The organism is Primorskyibacter flagellatus, assembly GCF_900176485.1.
Classification (GTDB): Bacteria; Pseudomonadota; Alphaproteobacteria; order Rhodobacterales; family Rhodobacteraceae; genus Primorskyibacter; species Primorskyibacter flagellatus.
Window position 1 is genome coordinate 32,879 of record NZ_FWYD01000024.1, and the last position, 18,609, is coordinate 51,487.

Below are 18,609 nucleotides of genomic sequence, written 5' to 3' on the forward strand. Positions count from 1 at the left end.
CATGACCATGACCAACCTCACAGACTCTGCATCCGCTGTGCAAACACGCGAGGCCAAGTTGAAGGTGCGCGACCTTGCGAAGCTTTACGGAAACGTGACGGCGCTCGACCATGTGTCTCTGGACGTGCAGGAAGGCGAGTTCATGACCCTGCTCGGGCCGTCGGGCTCTGGCAAGACAACGCTGCTGCAACTGATCTCGGGTCTGGTCCATCCCAGCACGGGTTCGGTGATCATCGACGGCAAGGACTGTACGAGGGCACCGATCCACACCCGCGATATCGGCGTGGTGTTTCAGAACTATGCCTTGTTCCCGCATCTGACGGTCAGCGAAAACGTCGGCTTTCCGCTGCTGATGCGTAAGATCGCGCAGAAGGAGATACAGCGCCGGGTGAACGAGGCGCTTGAAATGGTCGGCCTTTCGCATGCAGAGGACCGTTTTCCGCAGCAATTGTCCGGCGGGCAACAACAGCGCGTCGCGCTGGCCCGCTGTCTGGTCTACAAACCGGCGATCATCCTGATGGACGAACCGCTGGGCGCGCTGGACGCCAAGCTGCGCGAGACCATGCAGATCGAGATCAAGCGCATTCACCGCGAAACCAGCACCACTATGATCTTCGTGACCCATGACCAGGAAGAGGCGCTCGCACTTTCCGACCGGATCTGCCTGATGGAGGACGGTCGCATCGCCCAGATCGGCACACCGCAGGAAATGTACGACCGCCCCACCAACCGCTTCACCGCGGATTTCATCGGCCGTTCGACGATCTTCGACGGCACGGTGAAGGGCGGCAAGCTGCACACCGCGTTGGGGGCGCTGGCGCTGCCATCTGAGGCCCGGCCGCAGGAAGGCGAGACCGGTGCCCTGATGGTTCGCCCCAATTACATGACGCTCAGAAAAGGTGATCTTGCCGGGCGCGTGGTCGAAACCGTCTATAACGGTGCCGAAGTGCGCGTGCTTCTGAAGGCTGGTGACCTTGAGATCACGGCCTCAGCCCCGGCGCGCGGAGCACCGCCGCGAATCGGCGAAGACATCGCCTTTGGCTGGGCCACAGATGACGCGCGGTATGTGCGCAATGACTGATGCACGACCAACGCCGATCATCCTTGATTGCGACCCCGGGGTCGACGATGCCATCGCCATCATCATGGCTCTGGGCCTGCCCGACGCGATCCACCTGCGGGCAATTACCTGCGTGGCGGGAAATGTGCCGCTCTCGTCGACCGCACGCAACGCCCGACAGATCCTCGAACTGGCGGGCAGGACGGATATTCCGGTCCATGGCGGCTGTACGCGACCGATCATGTCGCCCACCGGCCGGACCTCGTCCGCGCATGGAACTGATGGGCTTGGCGGCGTGCGGCTGCCGGAACCGGCACTGCAATTGCAGCCCGAACATGCCGCCGACGCGATCAGGCGCATCGCCCGCGAAACGCCGGGCGGTATCACCCTTTGCGCCATTGGCCCGCTCACCAACGTCGCGCTGGCCCTGCTGCGCGACCCTGCTTTGGCCGACCATGTGCGCCGGATCGTGCTGATGGGCGGTGCCTGTTTTGGCCCCGGCAATATCACGCCTCTGGCAGAGTTCAATTTCTACGCCGATCCCCACGCCGCGCAGATCGTGTTCGACGCCGGCGTCCCGATCGTGCTGTTCGGTCTTGATGTAACGCGCAAGGCGCTGCTGAGCGAAGGCTACAGCGCTGCGCTGGCGACCTCGTCAGACCAAAGACGCGAGGCGATCGGCCGGATGCTGGGCGCTTATGAAAGCCGCGATCCCTGTCTGCATGATCCCTGCGTCATCGCCTGGCTGGCCGATCCTGACCTGTTCGAGCTGATCGAGGCGCATGTGGAAATCTCGCTGGCCGATGGCGTCGCTTCGGGCCAGTCGGTGACGCGCGTCCGCGATCGGCACCTTGAGGGGCGCAAGCCCAATTGCCGGGTAGCCGTGGATGTGGACAATGCGGCGCTGGAGCGGATGTTGAGCGATTGCATTGCCGCGCTGGACGCGCCCGCCGGGACTGTAATGTGATGATTACGGTCTTCGGCTCGCTCAACGCGGATCTTTGTTTCGACATCGCCCGCTGTCCCGATGCAGGCGAAACCCTGGCCTCTGACGGTCTTCGCACCCAGGCCGGCGGCAAGGGGGGCAATCAGGCGCTGGCGGCGGCAAAGGCCGGTGCGGCGGTGCGTTTTGTCGGTGCCGTAGGGGCCGATACCTTCGGCGACGTGGCGCTGTCGGGATTGCAGCAGGCCGGAGTCGACCTTTCCGGGGTGCGGCGCGATGCGGCCGAGACCGGCTGCGCAATCGTGATCGTCGAGAAAAGCGGCGACAATCGCATCATCCTCAATGGTGGTGCGAATGCCGGGGTCAGTGCGGATCAACTGACACGAGAGAGCTTGCAAGGTGTCAGCAATCTGGTGATGCAGATGGAGATCCCCGCCACGGCCGTTGCCGCCGCCGTCGAACTTGCGGGGCAGGCGGGGGTACGCAGTATTGTGAACCTTGCTCCGGCCATGCCCTTGCCGCTGGAGACTTTGAAGAAGATCGACCTGTTGGTGGTCAATGAGTCCGAGGCGCAGATCGTCTCGGAAATCATCTCCTGCGCCAGCGATGCCGCCTCACTGGCACACAGGCTCGGGACCGATGTAATCCGGACGTTGGGCCCGGATGGGGCCGAGGCCTGCGTCGCCGGCACGGTTCGCCACGCGCCGGGCCGGGCGGTCCGGGTGGTGGATACCACGGCGGCCGGGGATTGTTTCATCGGAGTGCTCGCTGCGGAGCTTGATGCCGAGCGAGACTTTGACCTCGCATTGCAACGCGCTGTTGCGGCGTCCGCGCTGACCTGCACCGGGCCGGGAAGCCAGTCCAGCCTGCCTTCGGCAGCCGAGGTCGACGCCTTCTTGGCGACGTGGGCGGACTGATCAGAACATACGCAACTGACCGCAGCATGACCGCGAACGGATGACGGTCGACGACGCCCGGATCATGCGCGCCAACCCTGATGTCCGGGCCAAAAACTGGCGAGATTCAAAATGCGCACCGGGCTGGATCCAGGTTTAGGGACAACCTAACCAATGCTGCAATAATTCGTAATTTTCGCCGACGCCACCGTCGTTTACACCATTCGGAATAGCCCTTTACCGGGCGCGGGATACAATTTGACCAAAGAGGGAATGCTGAAATGCCCGTAGAAAAGACCGATACGCTGGTTGTCGGGGGCGGACAGGCTGGCATCGCCGTCAGCGAGCATCTGAGCAACGCCGACGTTCCGCACGTTGTGCTCGAGAAAAACCGGACCGCCGAAGCGTGGCGCACCGGCCGCTGGGATGCGCTGGTGGCAAATGGTCCCGCTTGGCATGACCGGTTCCCGAACCTGGAATTCGACGGCAACGACCCCGATGAATTCGTCTCCAAGGACTGCGTTGCGCAATATCTGGTGGACTATGCCGCGATGATAGAGGCACCGATCCGTGAAGGGGTCGAAGTAATCGAGGCGACCCGACAGCCTGGCAAGAGCGGCTTCCTGGTCAGGACCAGTCACGGTGATATCGAAGCCAATCGCATCGTCGCGGCCACCGGTGCCTTCCAGCATCCGGTGATCCCGCCTATCGTGCCCGAAACCGAGGGTGTCGAGCAAATGCACTCGTTTCACTACAAGAACCCTGATCGACTGCCCGAAGGGGCGGTGATGGTCGTCGGTGCGGGGTCCTCGGGGGCGCAGATTGCCGATGAACTGCAACGCGCGGGGCGCAAGGTATTCCTTTCGGTGGGTCCGCATGACCGCCCGCCGCGCCGTTATCGGGGCCGGGACTTCGTCTGGTGGCTCGGCGTTCTGGGTCTGTGGGACAAGTCAGCACCTGCGCCGGGAACCGAGCATGTGACGATATCGGTCAGCGGGGCATATGGCGGGCGCACCATGGATTTCCGCCGTCTGGGCGGTGAGGGCGTGACCCTTGCCGGGCGGACCAATGGCTATGCAGACGGCGTTCTGAGTTTTGGCGACGATTTGCAGGCCAATGTGGCGGCGGGCGATGCGAACTATTACGAGCTGCTGGACATGGCCGATGCCTATTTGGCCCGCACCGGTCTCGAACTTCCGCAAGAGCCCGAAGCGCGCGAGGCCTATCCCGACCCGGATTGTCTGACCAATCCGCTCACCTCGCTCAATCTCGCGAAGGAGGGCGTGACCTCGATCATCTGGGCGACCGGGTTCCGGCAAGATTTCAACTGGCTCAAGGTGGATGCGTTCGATGCGAAAGGTGCGCCGATCCACCAGCGCGGCCTCTCCGTCGAGCCGGACGTGTATTTCCTGGGCCTGCCCTGGCAGTCGCGGCGCGGGTCTTCGTTCCTTTGGGGCGTCTGGCACGACGCGAAACACATTGCCGATCAGATCGCCATCCAGCGTTCTTATCTGCAATATGACGGCGCTGCCGCCATCATTCCCGCCGCCGCAGAATAACCAAAGGATTCTTTATGATGACCCACACACGCATTCGCAAGTTCAACACCAGCGACACCTATCCCGAACAGAACCTCGACAACGATCTGTGTCAGGCTGTGGTCACCCAGGGCGGCAAGATCGTCTGGTTGCGCGGCCAGTGTCCGCAGAACTTAGAGGATGCCAAGAACATCGACAGTCACGATCCGGTCGAGCAGACCCACAAGGTGATGCAGAACATCCGCCAGTTGATCGAGGAGGCCGGCGGCGAGATGGCGCATCTGGTCAAGGTCGTGGTCTATATCACCGATGTGCGCCACCGGGAGGCGGTCTACCGGACTATGGGCGAATACATCAAGGGCGTGCATCCGGTTTCGACCGGGTTGGTGGTGCAGGCGCTGGCGCGGCCGGACTGGCTGGTCGAAATCGACGGTACCGCCGTCATTCCGGAGTAGGCCAATGACATTCTCTCTCGTGGCGCGATGCGCTGACACCGGGATGTTCGGCATGGCCGTGTCTTCTTCCTCTCCCGCCGTCGCAGCCCGGTGCGCCTATGTCCGCGCCGGCGTCGGCGCGGTTGCGTCCCAGAACATCACCGACCCGACTCTGGGGCCACTGATGCTCGATCTGATGGAGCGGGGTATGTCTGCTGAAGAAGCGATCGCCGAAATTCAGCAAACCAGCCAGTTCATGGAATACCGTCAGGTGCTGGCGGTTGATGTGAGAGGTGGCACGGCAATCCATTCCGGACCGAAATCCTTGGGCATCTGGACCCAGGCGCAGGCGCAGGACATCGCCTCTGGCGGCAATTTGTTGGCCAATGATGGCGTGCCACAGGCCATCGTCGATGGCTTCCTGTCCGCGACGGGCCATATCGGCGACCGGCTGATCGCCGCGATGCGCGCGGGGCGTGCCGCCGGGGGCGAGGCCGGTCCGGTGCATTCGGCAGGCATGAAGATCGTCGACAAGGTCGCCTGGCCGGTTGCCGACCTGCGTTGCGACTGGACCGAAGACTGTCCGATCGAGAGTATCGCCACCGCCTGGGAGGTCTACAAGCCGCAACTTAAGGCCTATATCCAGCGCGCGATCGACCCGCGCGAGGCACCGTCCTATGGTGTGCCGGGCGACGACTAGAACAGGAACAACCCGGCAGGTCGCGGAATGAACACCGAATCCCACCATGCGCGGACGCTTGAAATACTCGAGCGTCTGATCGCCTTTCCGACGGTGAGCGCGACTTCGAACCTCGCGCTGATCGATTATGTCGAAAGCTTGCTGGTTGAGGCGGGTTTTGAGACCCTGCGGATACCCGACCCAGAGTTGCCGAAAAGCGGGCTGGTCGCGCGAATTGGCGGTGATGGCCCGGGGGGGCTGCTGCTATCGGCTCATAGCGACGTGGTGCCGGTCGAAGGCCAGGCCTGGACAAGGCCGCCCTTCGAACTGACCCGCGAGGAGGACCGGTTTTACGGCCGCGGCACGACCGACATGAAGGGCTATCTTGCCGCGATGTTGTCGATGGCCGAACGTGCGGGCAAGACACCGCCCGAACGGCCACTGATGCTGGCGATTTCCTATGACGAGGAGGTTGGCTGCCAGGGGATCCGCAAGATGCTGCCCGGCATCGAACGCCTCGGCTGGTGCCCGGATCTCTGCATCGTGGGTGAACCCACCTCCATGCATCCTGCCATTGGGCACAAGGGCAAGGCGGCATTTCGCGCCATTTGTCGCGGCACGGCAGGTCACTCGGCACTCGCGCCGCGCTTTGTAAACGCGCTGCACCTGGCCGGCGAGGTGATTGCGGTCCTTCGTCGGTTGCAGGACGATTTCGTGAAGTCCAACGTCCGCGACGCTGCATATGATATCCCCTATTCCACCGTTCACGCCGGACGGATGCAGGGCGGAGCCGCACTGAACATCGTGCCGGACCGAGCCGAAATCGAATTCGAACTGCGCCATCTTGCTGCTGACAACTTCGAAGATTTCCAGCGGGCGCTCAGGCGCGAGGTCGACCTGCTCGCCGAGGGCTGGCACCAACGCGATCCGGCAGCCAGTATCGAGATCGCACTGACCAACAGCTATCCCGGCCTCAATGTTGCGCCTGACGACCCGGCCGTAAATCAGGTTGCGACGTTGTGTGGTTCAGATACGCGGGTCAAGGTTGCCTTCGGCACCGAGGCAGGTTTTTTCGCGCATCTCGGGATCCCGACAATCGTCTGCGGTCCGGGAAACATGGAAGGACAGGGGCACAAGGCGGATGAATATCTGGAGGCAGGCCAACTGGCGGCCTGCGACAGAATGATGGACCGGGCTCTGTCCGGCCTGGCCTGACCCTCAGCGCGCGCCCAGAAGCCGATCGGTCCGGGCCTCGACCCAGTTCTGCGCATGGCTTAGAAATGTCTTGTGCAACAGTGTGTGATCCGAACCCGAACTCGTCAAAATACCCAGCTTCATCGGCCGCTTATCACCTGTCATCGGAACGAGCCGCAGCGGTTTGCCATCCGGAGCCAAGTCGTTAAACGGGCGCAGATTCACGATGGAATAGCCAAAGCCGTTGGCGACGAGCGCGCGCATCATGGCCATATCGCGCGTCCGTTCAGAGATATTTGCCCGCAGCCCAGCGTCCGTGAAGAACGACAAAAAGTACTCTGCGCTATGCGGCAGATCGAGCAGCACCATGGGAAACGGGGTGAGTTCCTCGACCGAGACTGCAGGCAGATGCGCGAGCGGATGAGTTTCGCTCAGCGCCACCAGTGGCGGCAACTCGAGGATCGGAACGAAGGTCAGGTCGCGCGGCAAATCGAGATCGTAGGTCAGGGCAAGGTCGATCTTGGCCTGGCGCAGCAGGCCGAACAGCCCGGATTGGTCAGCCTCGATCTGTCTTATGCGCACGTCGCTGTGTTGCTCCACGAAGCTGCGCCTGAGTCCCGGCAAGAGAACCTGTGCGAAGGTGCTCAGGCAGCCGATCGCCAGCGGTCCGCGCACCGAGCCCGATAGATCGCCCGCCAGGTCGTGCAGCGCCGCGGCCTGGCGCAGCACCATCTGCGCGTGATCCAGAAGTTTGCGGCCTGCGAGTGTCGGGGTCAGGCCCTGGGCATGGTGGCGCACGAACAACTTCACGCCCAGTTCATCCTCGAGATGTGAGACCGAAGCTGAAATCGACGGTGACGACACGTTCACCTGCTGCGCGGCCGCCGCGATGCTGCCGGTCTCCCCGACGGCGACAAAGTATTCCAGTTGCCGCAGCGTATAGCGAAGTGGCATCTCACCCCCAGTCCAGATATTTCTGCCGCAACCGACGGCGAATCTTGCGGGCCGACGGCAATCGATTTGCAGACAGCCACGGCGGATCATTGTTCAATACCAGTCGCTAAGGCAAGTTTTTCTCAATCCTGTCGGAGTCTGCCTGAGATCTGTTGCGCTTGGGCAGCTCCGGCGCATACCAATCGCGATTCTTCCCGCTGTCGGGCAATCCGCGCCCCGCGCCCAGCACCGTGTTTTCCAGTCCCGCCGCATCCCGAACCAGCGCCAAAGGGCCCTCCCAATCGAAATGGTGATAGACCGAAGCCTGATGCGCATGCGGCGGCGATTGGCCGAAAAGCTGGAAGGCCAGCCTATGGCCGGCATGATCGGAACTCACCAGGTCGCGGGCAAAGGCCATCAGCTTGCGTCGCTCCTCGGCGGTCCAGTCGTCGTTCAGGGTGTAGTATTTCTGCAACCAGCCGGCGGTTTCGGGCGCGTCGAACGCGGCGGCGCTCGGGGTAAGAGACAATTGACCGCCGCACAGCTCGCGCGTCACTTGCATCATCTCGTGGATCTGCGAACAGGCCAGCATGCGACCCGCGTAAAGCAGAGACTGGTTCGGCATCATCAGCCCTGCGGGGGATTTCTCGCCCAACGCGATGGCCGCCGTCAGGTGGGCATGGATGCCTTCGCGCCAGACCGCCAGCTTGACCAGCTTGTCGCGCACGCCCTGTTCCTTGTCGAGCCCGGTCTGGCGACAGTTCATGAGCGCTGTGCCGATCAGCATGTCGGCAAAGATCAGAATGCGGTGAACGAACGCGAAGGCCGAATAGCGGTGCAGAGTGGCGCGGATCAGCGTCGCCGCGCGCGGCCGACGATGAAACAGAACGTGTTCCCAAGGGATCAGCACGTCATCGAAGACGATCAGAGCCTCGATCTCGTCGAACCGGTTCGACAGGGGATAGTCGCGGTCGGTGCCCGGTCGGGCAAATCCGGACCGACAAATGAATTTCAGCCCCGGCGTGTTCAGATCGCTGACGAACCCGACGGCGTATTCCTCGGGCAGGGCGTCGCCCCAGTTGGCCAGGTTCGGCTTGGTGTAGGCCAGGTCGGCATAGGGCGCGCCGGTCTCGAACTTCGCTCCGCGCAAGATGATCCCTGCGTCGGTTTCGCGCACGACGCGAAGCAACATGTCCGGGTCCTGCTCCTGCGGCGGGCGCGACCGGTCGCCTTTCGGGGCGGTGTTGGCCGAGATCCGGAATAGGTCGTCCTGCCGAGAGGCTACGATGTGGGCGTCGATGTTTCGCGCAAACTGCGGATCCATATCCACCAGCGCATCCCGGCAGTCGTAGAGCGACCAGAATTCGCCGATCGTTTCGTCCCCGACACATGTAGCGATGCCGCCGACCTGCGCGAAGATGCGATCGGTCGCGCGACGCTTTGCCCACCAGTCCGCTTGCGAGAATGGCAACGCGCCGGCCACCGTACAGGTCTGCCCATTCACTGTGTTGGTCAGAACGTTGTTGTGGTCTGGGTCGTGCTGCATGTCGTAGATCTGCGCGCGAAGGTCCACTAGCGGAGCGAAAGCCGGGTGCACTGTTACATCATCGACCCGTTCGCCATCCACGTAGATATCCCGATGGGTTCGGATCGCATCGCGATATTCTTGGCCTGTGCGGATCATGCTCTTCTTTCCTTTTCTTGCGCGTTCTTGCGCGCCCGTTCCTGCGGGCATCATGCTGGCACGGCGCGCGAACCAATCAAAAGAAGGTGTTTCCTCAGCGCCGCTTCGGCTGTACCTAATCGGATCGGGCCGGATTGCTTTCCAGCGGCGCAAGTATGACCGCACTGCCGCTTCGAACGTCGGATAATATCGCCATAGGCCGCTGTATTGAATTAGTGTTACCGCTGGTCATGGTCCTTGGGTCTGCAGAGGTCGAGCAACCGCTTGAATGGCATTGGGCGCGGAGCAGGTTTAGCGACCCCTGACGCTCGCGCCGTCACGAAGGGCCGCCGCATGATGACAGGGCCATCTACTTCACTGACCCCGATCCGAACTGATCCACCGTTCCGGAAACCGAGCCCCCGTGCGCCTGCCGACTTTCACGGACGAAACAACACCGTCGAGGCAACATCGCAGACCGTTCGTTGGCTACGGATAACTCCCAGAGGACTTGGGAAAAGTTGTTCATTACCGCTTTCTGATCAAGCACTAAGTGTGCCACCAGAGACAGCGTACAGGCACGGCTAGACGCCCGCAGTTTCTCCTTGTTGCGTTTTCCAACCCGGGCCGCAATCATCGTCACGCGGCAGTCCGCATAGCGAAAAACGTCCGACAAAGGTGCTGCGAATGGTAGGTTTGAAAACGTCTAACGGCATGGCTTGTAATGACCGGTCTGGTGACGTCAACTGCAACGCAGCGACGGTCGCGCCGCAGCCGCAAAGAATTGCTGCATAAGAAAACATGGGAAATTCGAGGTCGGATTCGTCTCGCTTGTCAATTGTGCCGGCACCGCGCAACGAAGATGCGGTTTACATTTGAAGTCATAAAATGAGGTTGGATGGCCGCATTGGCGACATGAGCCGCATCGCAGCGACAGACATGTCGCGAGCGCGAACCGATGCTGCCGAAGGAGCTGTGTGTTTCGGTGTTATAGCCGCCTTTTGTGACACTGGAAATGAACAACCACACACCGTTCGGACCAAACCTGCGGAGTGGAGTTGGTTGTTTTCTGTGACGACTGACAAGCGATGTGTCATGCCGCCTGCTCCCTTGGTGGTGCGCGCGACATCGGTTTTTGCCCGCGTCGGAAGATGTCGATGTTACGCATGGCCGAGGTGAAAGCTTGGTTCAACCGCCGTGGCGAAATCGGGTTGATCTTGGGCTTGCCAGGGAAGAGCCAGCCTTCTGGTCGCGTCTCGCGCCAGCAGGCGCGCAGCAGCTCCAGCAAGCCGGGCGACAGTATGACCTTGCGGTCTTTCTGACCCTTGCCCAGCTCAACATGGATCAGCAGCCGTTCGTTGTCGATGTCGCCGATCTCGAGGTTGCAAACCTCGGCGGCGCGCAGATCTGCGCCATAGGAAATGCTGAGCGCGGCGCGATACTTCAACACAGGCCCGGGTGCTGCCATCAGGATGTCGGAAACCTCCTCGACGCTGAAGACCACAGGCAACTTGCGTGGTTCGGTGCGGAATTGCATGTAGCGCTTCATCTCTTCGCGCCCGCAGGGCATGCCGAAGAAGAACCGCAGTGCCACGATGCGCGTGTTGAAGGTCGATGGTGTGACCCCAGCATCCGTCATGTAGAGCTGATAGGCGCGTAGATCCTCCGGCGTCGCGGCATCTGGTGATCGCCCAAGGAACGCCGCAAAATCCTTGATTGCCCGAATATGAGACTTTTGGTGTTTGTCGCCCATCCCATGGATGCGCATGTCCTTGATCATCCGCTGGCGCAGCGGGCTCATCTTCTTCTCTGTCATGAGAACCTCCTGATTGACGATTGAGAAACTCCAATCGTCAATCAGGTCAGCCAGATCACAAAACGCGCACAGCTATGGCCGACTCACCCATAAGCCAAAGGCACCAATGCCGCGGAGCGGCTTCGTTCATGGGCTGTTTCTGCTTCTCAATGAAAATCCCGGCTCGGGAACAGTTTTTTCGCCTGATCGCGGGGATGGTGTGCCGTCGATCTGATGCTGCCACCTGCGGGGCGGCGGGTCTCGTCGGCGCGGCCGTCATTCGGCTCAATCGACGCACCCTGGCCAAGCGTTGAAAGAAGGGGCGAGATATCCTCGATCCTCTCCCCAATCAGATGAACAACCTGCCCCTCGCGCTGGACCCGGCCGGTCACCCGCAGGAGGCGGCCGGCGATGACGGCCTTGCGGAAAGCGCCATAGACCTTTTTCCAGACCACGATGTTGGCAGTGCCGGTTTCGTCCTCCAATGTCAGGAACACCACACCCGAGGCGGTGCCGGGGCGCTGGCGGGTGATGACGAGGCCGGTCACGGTGGTGCGGCCCGTGGCTTGCGCCAGGCGCTCATGGGGCGTGCTCTCGGGCAAGTGAGGGCGGAGCAGTTCCAATGGATGCGCGCGTAGGCTGAGGCGCAGGGAGAGGTAATCCTCGATCACCTCCTGGCCCAGGGTCATGTCGGGCAGCGCGACCTCGGGTTCAATTCCACCTTCGCCCTCGCCGCCGAACAGCGGCAGTGGCTTTGGCGCGCGCAGCGCACGGGCGGCCCAGAGCGCAGCGCGGCGGCTGAGGCCGGTCTGCGCGAAGGCATCGCCTTCGGCCAGCCGCTCCAGCGCTTTGGGAGGCACACCTGCGCGGTGCCAGAGGCTTTCCACATCCGGGTAGCCATTGCCGCGTCCGGCTCCGATCCAGGCGGCATCCTCCTCGCGCATGCCCTTGATCTGGCGAAACCCCAGCCGTAGTGCCAGCGTGCCGTCGGGGCGCGGCTCCAGCGTGCAGTCCCAGCTTGAGTGATTGACCGAGACCGGGCGCACCTCGACGCTATGCTCGCGCGCATCGCGCACCAGTTGCGCCGGGGCATAAAAGCCCATCGGCTGACTGTTCAGCAGCGCACAGGTGAAGACCGCCGGGTGGTGGCATTTGAGCCAGGCGGAAACATAGACCAGTCGCGCGAAGCTGGCGGCGTGGCTTTCGGGAAACCCGTAAGAGCCGAATCCCTCGATCTGCGCGAAACAGCGCTCGGCAAAATCCGCCCCGTGGCCGCGCGCCAGCATCCCCGAGACGAACCTCTCGCGAAAGGCACCGATGGTGCCCATGCGTTTGAAGGTGGCGAGCGAGCGGCGCAGGCGGTCGGCTTCGGCGGCCGTGAACCCGGCGGCGACCACGGCGATCTGCATCGCCTGCTCCTGAAATAGCGGCACACCGTAAGTGCGTTCCAGCACCTCCATCAGCGCGGGGCCGAGATCCTCGATCTTTTCCTTTCCCTGACGGCGGTTGATGAAGGGATGCACCATGCCGCCCTGGATCGGGCCAGGGCGCACGATGGCGACCTCGCAAACCAGATCATAGAATTTGCGTGGGCGCATCCGGGGTAGGAAGTTGAGTTGCGCGCGGCTTTCGACCTGGAAGACCCCGATGGCATCGGCGCGGCAGAGCATGTCGTAGACGGTGCTGTCCTCGGGCGGGACATCAGCCAGCGTGAGGTGCTTCTGGCGGTGATCGGCCAGCAGGGCAAACGCCTTGCGGATGCAGGTCAGCATGCCCAAGGCCAGCACATCGACTTTCAACAACCCGAGCGCGTCGATATCGTCCTTGTCCCACTCGATGATGGTGCGGTCCTCCATCGCCGCGTTCTCGATCGGGCAGAGCTCATCCAGCCGCCCGTGGGTGATGACGAAACCGCCGACATGCTGGGAGAGGTGGCGGGGAAAGCCGATGATTTCGCCGATCAGTTTTGCCGCCAGCGCCACGCGGCTGTCGGCGGGATCAAGCCCCGCGTCGCGCATGCGGTCCTCGCCCGGCGCGCTGGATGACCAGCCCCAGATCTGCCCCGACAGCCGCGCGATCACGTCCTGGCTCAATCCCATCACCTTGCCGACCTCGCGGATGGCGGCGCGCGAGCGGAAATGGATCACCGTCGCGGTCAAACCGGCACGGTGGCGGCCATAGCGCGCATAGATCCACTGGATCACCTCTTCGCGGCGCTCATGTTCGAAATCGACGTCGATATCGGGCGGCTCGCCGCGTTCCTTGCTGATGAACCGCTCGAAGATCAGGGTGATGCTCTCGGGCGGCACCTCGGTCACGCCCAGCAGATAACAGACCACCGAATTGGCCGCCGAGCCGCGCCCCTGGCAAAGAATGCCGCGAGAGCGCGCGAAGGCCACGATATCATGCACGGTCAAAAAATAGGGCGCATAGCCCATCTCGTCGATCAGTCGCAGCTCTTTGTCGACGCGCGCGGTGATCTTTGCGGGCGGCCCGTCGGGATAGCGCCAGTGCAGCCCGTCGCGTGCCAGCCGTTCGAGGCGTGTTTGCGCGGGCTCGCCATCCTCGGCCTCATCGGGGTATTGATAGCGTAGATCGTCGAGACGGAAGGCGCAGGCGTCGGCGATCTCCAGCGTGCGGCGGATCGCGGCAGGGTGGCGGTGGAACATGCGGGCCATGTCGCTTGGTGATTTCAGCCGGCGCTCGCCATTGGTCAGCCGCTGCGTGCCGATATTATCGATGGTGCAGCCGATCCGGAGGCAGGTCAGCACATCGGCCAGCGGGCGGCGGGCGGCGCGGTGCATCAGCACATCGCCCATCGCGACCATCGGCAGGCCGGTATCTCCCGCAAGCCGCGCCAGATGGTCGAGCCGCGCGGGATCGCACCCGTCATAGCGCGGGGCAGCGCCCAGAAAGCAGCGCCCGGGAAAGGCGCGCAGCATCCGGCGTAGATCGGGGGCGGTATCGCTCGGGTTTGATGGCTCCAGAGGGTCGGGCGGCAGCGCAATCAGCACCATATCCTTGCCCCAGTCCAGCAGATCAGCGCGCGTGAGATGACAATCGCCCTTTTCGGCGCGCCGCTTGCCCAAGGACAAGAGCCGCGTCAGCCGCGCCCAGGCGGCGGCATCGGTGGGCAGGGCAAGCCAGTCTACCGTGCTGTCGCTCAATACGATCCGCGCACCCGCGATCAGTTTTGGCAACGGCCGGTCGGCGGGGATCAGCGGGCCGTCCTCGCGCAGGCGAAGGGCCTGACGGCTGGAGTGATCCATCACCTGCCGCGAGCGAATATCCGGCGCGTCGTGCGGCGCACCGGTGGTCTGCGCCTCCTCGCGCAATCGCTCCAGCTCCTTCAGCGCCGAAAATGCCCGCACCACGCCCGCCACCGAATTGCGGTCGGTGATGGCGATGGCGGCAAGGCCCAGTTCGGCTGCGCGGGTGACCAGTTCCTCGGGGTGCGACGCCCCGCGCAGGAAGGTAAAATTGGAGGTCACGCACAGCTCGGCATAGGTGGTCATGCGAACTCCCCCTGCGCGAACCAGTGTTGCGCGGCCCACGCGGCGGCCTGTGGCGTGTGAAAGAGCCAGAGGCGCGGCCCCTCGCGCGTCTCGATCCGCCAGTAGTCGCGCAGGCCCGTGCGCCAGGCGGGATCGTCAAACCACCATTCCGGCGCGATCCGTTCCGGCCCGGTGGCGCGCAGGGTGGTGAAGGCCATGCGCCGCCAGCGAAATGCCGAGGGCGGATGGCCGGGCCTGCCACCGCCCCGTGTCGTTACCGGCTCGGGGGGAAAGATGGTGATTGGCCGTGCCGGGCCGCACTGCGGCGGTGATTCCTCGGGCGCGCTGTGGGCGGCGGGGGCGATGATGAAGCTGCGCTCGGGGATGTCGCTTTGCGCGGGGAGCAGACGCAGCACCCGGTCGAATCCCAGCCGATTGCCGAGCGTCGAGAAGAGATCGGCTAGGGCGTCTTCCTGGCGCAGGGGTCGGCCCTGGCCGATCTGCTCAGGTGCGAGGCGTTCCGTCACATGGGCCGTCAGGCGCAGCGCCTCGATCCCGAAGCCGGCATCGACCTCATCGACGCCCTTGGTAAAGAGCGCCTTGATGCGGCCCGCATCCCGCATCGGCCGCGCGAGACCGATCTCGACCTGCGCGGTTTCGTGATCCACCCGGTGCAATTCCAGCCGCAGACGCCGCGCGCCGCGCTGATGCTGCGCGAGCGCCACGCAAACCCGTTCCAGCAGCCGGGCCAGCCCTTTCATCACATCCGCCTGCAGGCCGATGGGGTCTGGAAAAGTCATGCGCGCACTGAACTGCGGCAGATCCGCCTCGGGCGAGACGGGCTCGGGCTGATGTCCCAGCGCCTGATCGAGCCGCAGCACCAGACCAGTCCCGAAGCGACGCGCAAGCGGCGCGCGGGGTTGCGCCATCAGGTCACTGATGCGCTTCAGCCCCATGCGGGTGAGCGCCTGCGCCGTGTCGCCGTCGATCCGCAGGGCTGTGACAGGCAAAGGACCGATGCCATCCGTCAGCGCGCCTTCCTCCACGATGCCTTCGCCGTGGCGGGCCAGCGCATGGGCCGCACCGCGGGTTTCAGCAATGGCGCTTGTCGCACTCATCCCCGCGCGGGTCAGGCGGGCGTGCAGATCGCCGCGCAGATCGGCCTCGCCGCCGAATAGATGCGGCACGCCAGTGATATCGGCCACCAGCCCGTCGGCCCCGTCGCGCGCCACCATCGGCGAATACCGTTCCACCCACCGCCGCAGGGCCGCGAGCGCCGCCGCCTCGCGCGCCAGATCGGCGGGCCGGGTGACGAGGCCGGGGCAGATCGCGCGCGCATCCGCCAGCGCCATGCCGCGCTGCAGTCCCTGCGATTCGGCCGCCACGTTCAGGCAATGCACATGATCGGCGTTCCCTGACCGGTGGATCAGGGCGAAGGCCCCTTCAACGGGACGTTTCCGCAGACTGGTCTCGCTTGCCAGCCGCGGGAACCAAATGCAGAGCAGACGTCTTGCCATTCCAATTTGCGGTCCAGAATCTTAAAGTTCCCTTTTTGTTCTTTTTAAGATCCCAGCGGTGCAAAGTCGAGTCCCGGCTTTCGCCCGCCAGCGGCGCACACTGCCAGCGCGTCTCGGCTGCGTTGCTGCCCTGACCCTCGAGGATCAGCATCAGGCCGGTTGTCTGCCCTGTCTCCGCTGCCAGTTGCAGCCGCCGCCCGGCAATCAGCGACAGCGGGCTTGAAGGCTCGGCGATCACCAGCGCGACACCGGGCGAACGTAGGCATTCCTCGACACTCCACAAAAGATCGACCTCGCTGCCGGGGCGGATGACATGCAGCCGCGCGCCCACCTCCTCGGGCAGACCGCGCAGCATCGGCAGGTGCGGCGCATGGGCGGGCAGCGCCCAGATCAGCGGACCATCATGCCGCGCCGCCTGCCAGAGTGCGAAGGCGCGCCGGCCCGGCCCCTCGGCCTCATGCACCCGCGCCGGGGCAAGGGCGAATGTCGCGGCCTCATCCGCCATCTTCGCGCACCCCTTCCGCCACGATTCCGAGCATCCCATCCGACAGGGGGCGCTGGAGCGTCAGCGCGATCTCCGAGGGTGCCGTCAACCAGATGCGCCAGTCCTCGGGTTTCGCGAGGATCACCGGCATCGCCTTGGGATGCACCGGGGCTACCTCCGCATTGGGCGGGCAGGTCAGGAAGCCAAAAAGCTCGGTCGTCACCTCGCCCTCCTTCAATTTGCGCACCGAGGTCCACTCCGTGCGCAGCCCCGCGAAAAAGGCCAGCGGACGCTCCTCGCCCAGGGCAAACCACACGGGCGAATTGCGCGGCGCGCCCCGGCGCTGGTCAAGCTCGGAAAAGCTGGTGAACGGCACAAGGCAGCGGTGTTCCACCCCCAGCCAGCGGCGCCAGTGTGGCGAGGCCACGTTGCGGATGTTGGTGACACCCTTGTCGGTCTTCTTGCCTTCAAGGTATTTCGGCGGCGTCGGCATCCCCCAGCGCGCCATGCATAGCCGCCATCCATCCGCACCGCTTCGAATGATCGGCGCCGGATAATCCGGCCAGATGCCCGAAAGCGCTGGCAGGTTGCCGGTCTCGTCGATCAACCTTTCGCCATCCTCCAGCAGGTCATCGAAGACGTGCCGCATCGCGTCCTGGCTCTTGGTCTGGGAATAAAGATTGCACATTCGGGGCGCTCGCTGGAGTCGAGGTGATGTTACGATCCGGAACAATGGCAGAACATGGTGTCTCTGAACAGACCGGATATGGCTGTACGCCCGGCTCATATCCCTTACGGCCTTGGCCATCGCCTGCGCCGGGCAAACCGCCGCTGACAAGCTTGGGATGTCAATGGCGGAGTAAAAACCGGCTATGTGGCGGCACGAAAGCGTGACAGGTCCATCTTGCCGGTGCCGCTTGGCCCGAGGGCGATGACATTCTCGTGCCGCTCGATCCATTCGCAGCGGGCGAGTTCCAGCACCTGCATCTTGTTGAGCTTCGGGATTTGGGGCAGATGCACTGCAGTATTGCCAGTGGTTCGTAAGGCAGCTTCGGGCCGCTACTGCCTTACATACGTAACATAGAATCCCTTCAACATGCGGTGCTCTTGTAAGCGATCTCCAAGATTAAAACCTTCTCGGCGCAGCGGGGCCTGAAAGATGTCCAATCCGCGATCGAGCACGATTTTCCAACCTGTATCTGTCACGATGTCGCGCGCATGGGCCTTGCCTGAGGTGTCGAATGCCCAAGTGAAATCCACGCCGGATCCGGTGCAAGCTTCGGTGATACTTTCCAAGAGCTCACGCTGCTTCTGAATGTCACCGTCATGTGGCCCTGTCACGAGATGAATGGCCACCTGATCCTCCGGCGCTTTCCTCCGGATGACCATTTCGACCAGCTCCATCATATTCCTGATCTGGTAGAAATACCGGATATAGGGGTCGGTGACCACAATCCGGCTGGCACCATCGGTATAGGGGCCGAAGATTTGGTCGTAGCTGACGCCTTTTCGGTTTTCGGCGAAGACGTGATGGCTCTCTTCAGGCTTCGGTTTTTTCGGGGCGCTGGTCGGCCCGGAAGGCGTATCGCCGGGCTCGACATCAACCACGTCCGTTTCAGGGGCATCCTGCTGTCCGGGGTCCTGCGCCGGTTTTCGGTGATAGAACTGCGGAAACTCCTGCTCTTCGACGGTTTGGATACGCCGCTTTTCGCCATCAGTTCCAGTGTAATAGAAATCGACATTCGGATAGGTCGCATCGATCCGCAACAGCTGGTCCTTGACCCTTTTGCGGCTCTCCAGGGCCAGCTGGAGCAGCTCTTCGACATCTTCGGCACTTTCGCCGCCGGCCGGGAAAATGATCTTCAGCAGCCCCGACATGGTCTTGTGTCTGACGTCAGCACCTATGGGACAGATATGGCGATTTGAACAACGGAGGGTTTCTGGTTCATCGTAGCCTTTAAGGAGCGAAGATGAACAAG

Annotated in this window: 15 protein-coding genes and 2 pseudogenes; 7 read left to right on the top strand and 10 right to left on the bottom strand. The window is 63.1% G+C overall.

Annotated features, from left to right (window positions below; translation table 11 throughout):
- The first annotated feature begins 7 nt into the window (after positions 1 to 7).
- From B8991_RS18290 to argE, 7 genes are all read left to right on the top strand, one after another.
- Positions 8 to 1,081: an ABC transporter ATP-binding protein gene (locus tag B8991_RS18290; protein ID WP_235866690.1), complete on the top strand. Its 1,074-nt coding sequence runs from the start codon at positions 8 to 10 to the stop codon at positions 1,079 to 1,081.
- Positions 1,074 to 2,027 (top strand): nucleoside hydrolase, encoded by a 954-nt coding sequence (locus B8991_RS18295; protein ID WP_084354526.1) that lies wholly within the window; start codon positions 1,074 to 1,076, stop codon positions 2,025 to 2,027. The genes B8991_RS18290 and B8991_RS18295 overlap by 8 nt, the downstream gene beginning before the upstream one ends.
- Positions 2,027 to 2,920: a ribokinase gene (locus tag B8991_RS18300; RefSeq protein ID WP_084354529.1), complete on the top strand. Its 894-nt coding sequence runs from the start codon at positions 2,027 to 2,029 to the stop codon at positions 2,918 to 2,920. Before B8991_RS18295 ends, B8991_RS18300 begins: the two co-directional genes overlap by 1 nt.
- Positions 2,921 to 3,180: 260 nt before the next feature.
- A complete protein-coding gene (locus tag B8991_RS18305; protein ID WP_084354533.1) occupies positions 3,181 to 4,458 on the top strand; it encodes a flavin-containing monooxygenase in 1,278 nt (425 codons plus the stop codon).
- Between the two features lie 17 nt (positions 4,459 to 4,475).
- On the top strand, positions 4,476 to 4,892 hold the full coding sequence (locus B8991_RS18310; protein ID WP_084354570.1) for a RidA family protein: 417 nt from the start codon (positions 4,476 to 4,478) through the stop codon (positions 4,890 to 4,892).
- 4 nt (positions 4,893 to 4,896) lie between these two features.
- Positions 4,897 to 5,571: a DUF1028 domain-containing protein gene (locus B8991_RS18315; protein WP_084354537.1), complete on the top strand. Its 675-nt coding sequence runs from the start codon at positions 4,897 to 4,899 to the stop codon at positions 5,569 to 5,571.
- A 27-nt stretch (positions 5,572 to 5,598) separates the two neighbouring features.
- Complete coding sequence (gene argE, locus B8991_RS18320; protein WP_084354540.1) at positions 5,599 to 6,765, top strand: acetylornithine deacetylase; 1,167 nt, start codon at positions 5,599 to 5,601, stop codon at positions 6,763 to 6,765.
- Between the two features lie 3 nt (positions 6,766 to 6,768).
- On the opposite strand, the gene B8991_RS18325 is transcribed toward argE, so the two are convergent.
- From B8991_RS18325 to B8991_RS18365, 10 genes and pseudogenes are all read right to left on the bottom strand, one after another.
- Positions 6,769 to 7,698, bottom strand: coding sequence for a LysR substrate-binding domain-containing protein (locus B8991_RS18325; RefSeq protein ID WP_084354573.1), 930 nt, complete (start codon positions 7,696 to 7,698; stop codon positions 6,769 to 6,771).
- A 106-nt stretch (positions 7,699 to 7,804) separates the two neighbouring features.
- Positions 7,805 to 9,361, bottom strand: coding sequence for a 4-hydroxyphenylacetate 3-hydroxylase family protein (locus B8991_RS18330; RefSeq protein ID WP_084354576.1), 1,557 nt, complete (start codon positions 9,359 to 9,361; stop codon positions 7,805 to 7,807).
- 1,072 nt (positions 9,362 to 10,433) lie between these two features.
- Entirely contained in the window at positions 10,434 to 10,910 is a 477-nt protein-coding gene (locus tag B8991_RS22415) for a tyrosine-type recombinase/integrase (RefSeq protein WP_459562011.1), read from the bottom strand.
- A gap of 3 nt (positions 10,911 to 10,913) precedes the next feature.
- A pseudogene (locus tag B8991_RS22420) lies at positions 10,914 to 11,156 on the bottom strand (site-specific integrase); the annotation flags it as partial.
- Between the two features lie 146 nt (positions 11,157 to 11,302).
- Positions 11,303 to 14,650, bottom strand: a complete 3,348-nt coding sequence (locus tag B8991_RS18340) for an error-prone DNA polymerase (protein WP_084354546.1) — start codon at positions 14,648 to 14,650, stop codon at positions 11,303 to 11,305.
- A complete protein-coding gene (locus B8991_RS18345) occupies positions 14,647 to 16,146 on the bottom strand; it encodes a Y-family DNA polymerase (RefSeq protein ID WP_084354549.1) in 1,500 nt (499 codons plus the stop codon). The genes B8991_RS18340 and B8991_RS18345 overlap by 4 nt, the downstream gene beginning before the upstream one ends.
- Entirely contained in the window at positions 16,073 to 16,651 is a 579-nt protein-coding gene (locus tag B8991_RS18350) for an ImuA family protein (protein WP_084354552.1), read from the bottom strand. The genes B8991_RS18345 and B8991_RS18350 overlap by 74 nt, the downstream gene beginning before the upstream one ends.
- Positions 16,641 to 17,318, bottom strand: a complete 678-nt coding sequence (locus B8991_RS18355) for an SOS response-associated peptidase (RefSeq protein WP_084354555.1) — start codon at positions 17,316 to 17,318, stop codon at positions 16,641 to 16,643. Before B8991_RS18355 ends, B8991_RS18350 begins: the two co-directional genes overlap by 11 nt.
- A 215-nt stretch (positions 17,319 to 17,533) precedes the next feature.
- Positions 17,534 to 17,635, bottom strand: a pseudogene (locus tag B8991_RS18360) (ATP-binding protein); the annotation flags it as partial.
- A 54-nt stretch (positions 17,636 to 17,689) separates the two neighbouring features.
- Positions 17,690 to 18,609: BREX system Lon protease-like protein BrxL (locus tag B8991_RS18365; protein ID WP_218673257.1), on the bottom strand; the 920-nt coding region annotated here is incomplete at its 5' end.

Bases quoted from the DNA above. Each gene is read 5' to 3' on its own strand.
- B8991_RS18350 (WP_084354552.1), bottom strand. From the start codon at position 16,651: ATGGCGGATGAGGCCGCGACATTCGCCCTTGCCCCGGCGCGGGTGCAT.
- argE (WP_084354540.1), top strand. From the start codon at position 5,599: ATGAACACCGAATCCCACCATGCGCGGACGCTTGAAATACTCGAGCGT.
- B8991_RS18325 (WP_084354573.1), bottom strand. From the start codon at position 7,698: ATGCCACTTCGCTATACGCTGCGGCAACTGGAATACTTTGTCGCCGTC.
- B8991_RS18355 (WP_084354555.1), bottom strand. From the start codon at position 17,318: ATGTGCAATCTTTATTCCCAGACCAAGAGCCAGGACGCGATGCGGCAC.
- B8991_RS18295 (WP_084354526.1), top strand. From the start codon at position 1,074: ATGACTGATGCACGACCAACGCCGATCATCCTTGATTGCGACCCCGGG.
- B8991_RS18315 (WP_084354537.1), top strand. From the start codon at position 4,897: ATGACATTCTCTCTCGTGGCGCGATGCGCTGACACCGGGATGTTCGGC.
- B8991_RS18330 (WP_084354576.1), bottom strand. From the start codon at position 9,361: ATGATCCGCACAGGCCAAGAATATCGCGATGCGATCCGAACCCATCGG.
- B8991_RS18340 (WP_084354546.1), bottom strand. From the start codon at position 14,650: ATGACCACCTATGCCGAGCTGTGCGTGACCTCCAATTTTACCTTCCTG.
- B8991_RS18300 (WP_084354529.1), top strand. From the start codon at position 2,027: ATGATTACGGTCTTCGGCTCGCTCAACGCGGATCTTTGTTTCGACATC.
- B8991_RS18305 (WP_084354533.1), top strand. From the start codon at position 3,181: ATGCCCGTAGAAAAGACCGATACGCTGGTTGTCGGGGGCGGACAGGCT.
- B8991_RS18290 (WP_235866690.1), top strand. From the start codon at position 8: ATGACCAACCTCACAGACTCTGCATCCGCTGTGCAAACACGCGAGGCC.
- B8991_RS22415 (WP_459562011.1), bottom strand. From the start codon at position 10,910: ATGCCCTGCGGGCGCGAAGAGATGAAGCGCTACATGCAATTCCGCACC.
- B8991_RS18310 (WP_084354570.1), top strand. From the start codon at position 4,476: ATGACCCACACACGCATTCGCAAGTTCAACACCAGCGACACCTATCCC.
- B8991_RS18345 (WP_084354549.1), bottom strand. From the start codon at position 16,146: ATGGCAAGACGTCTGCTCTGCATTTGGTTCCCGCGGCTGGCAAGCGAG.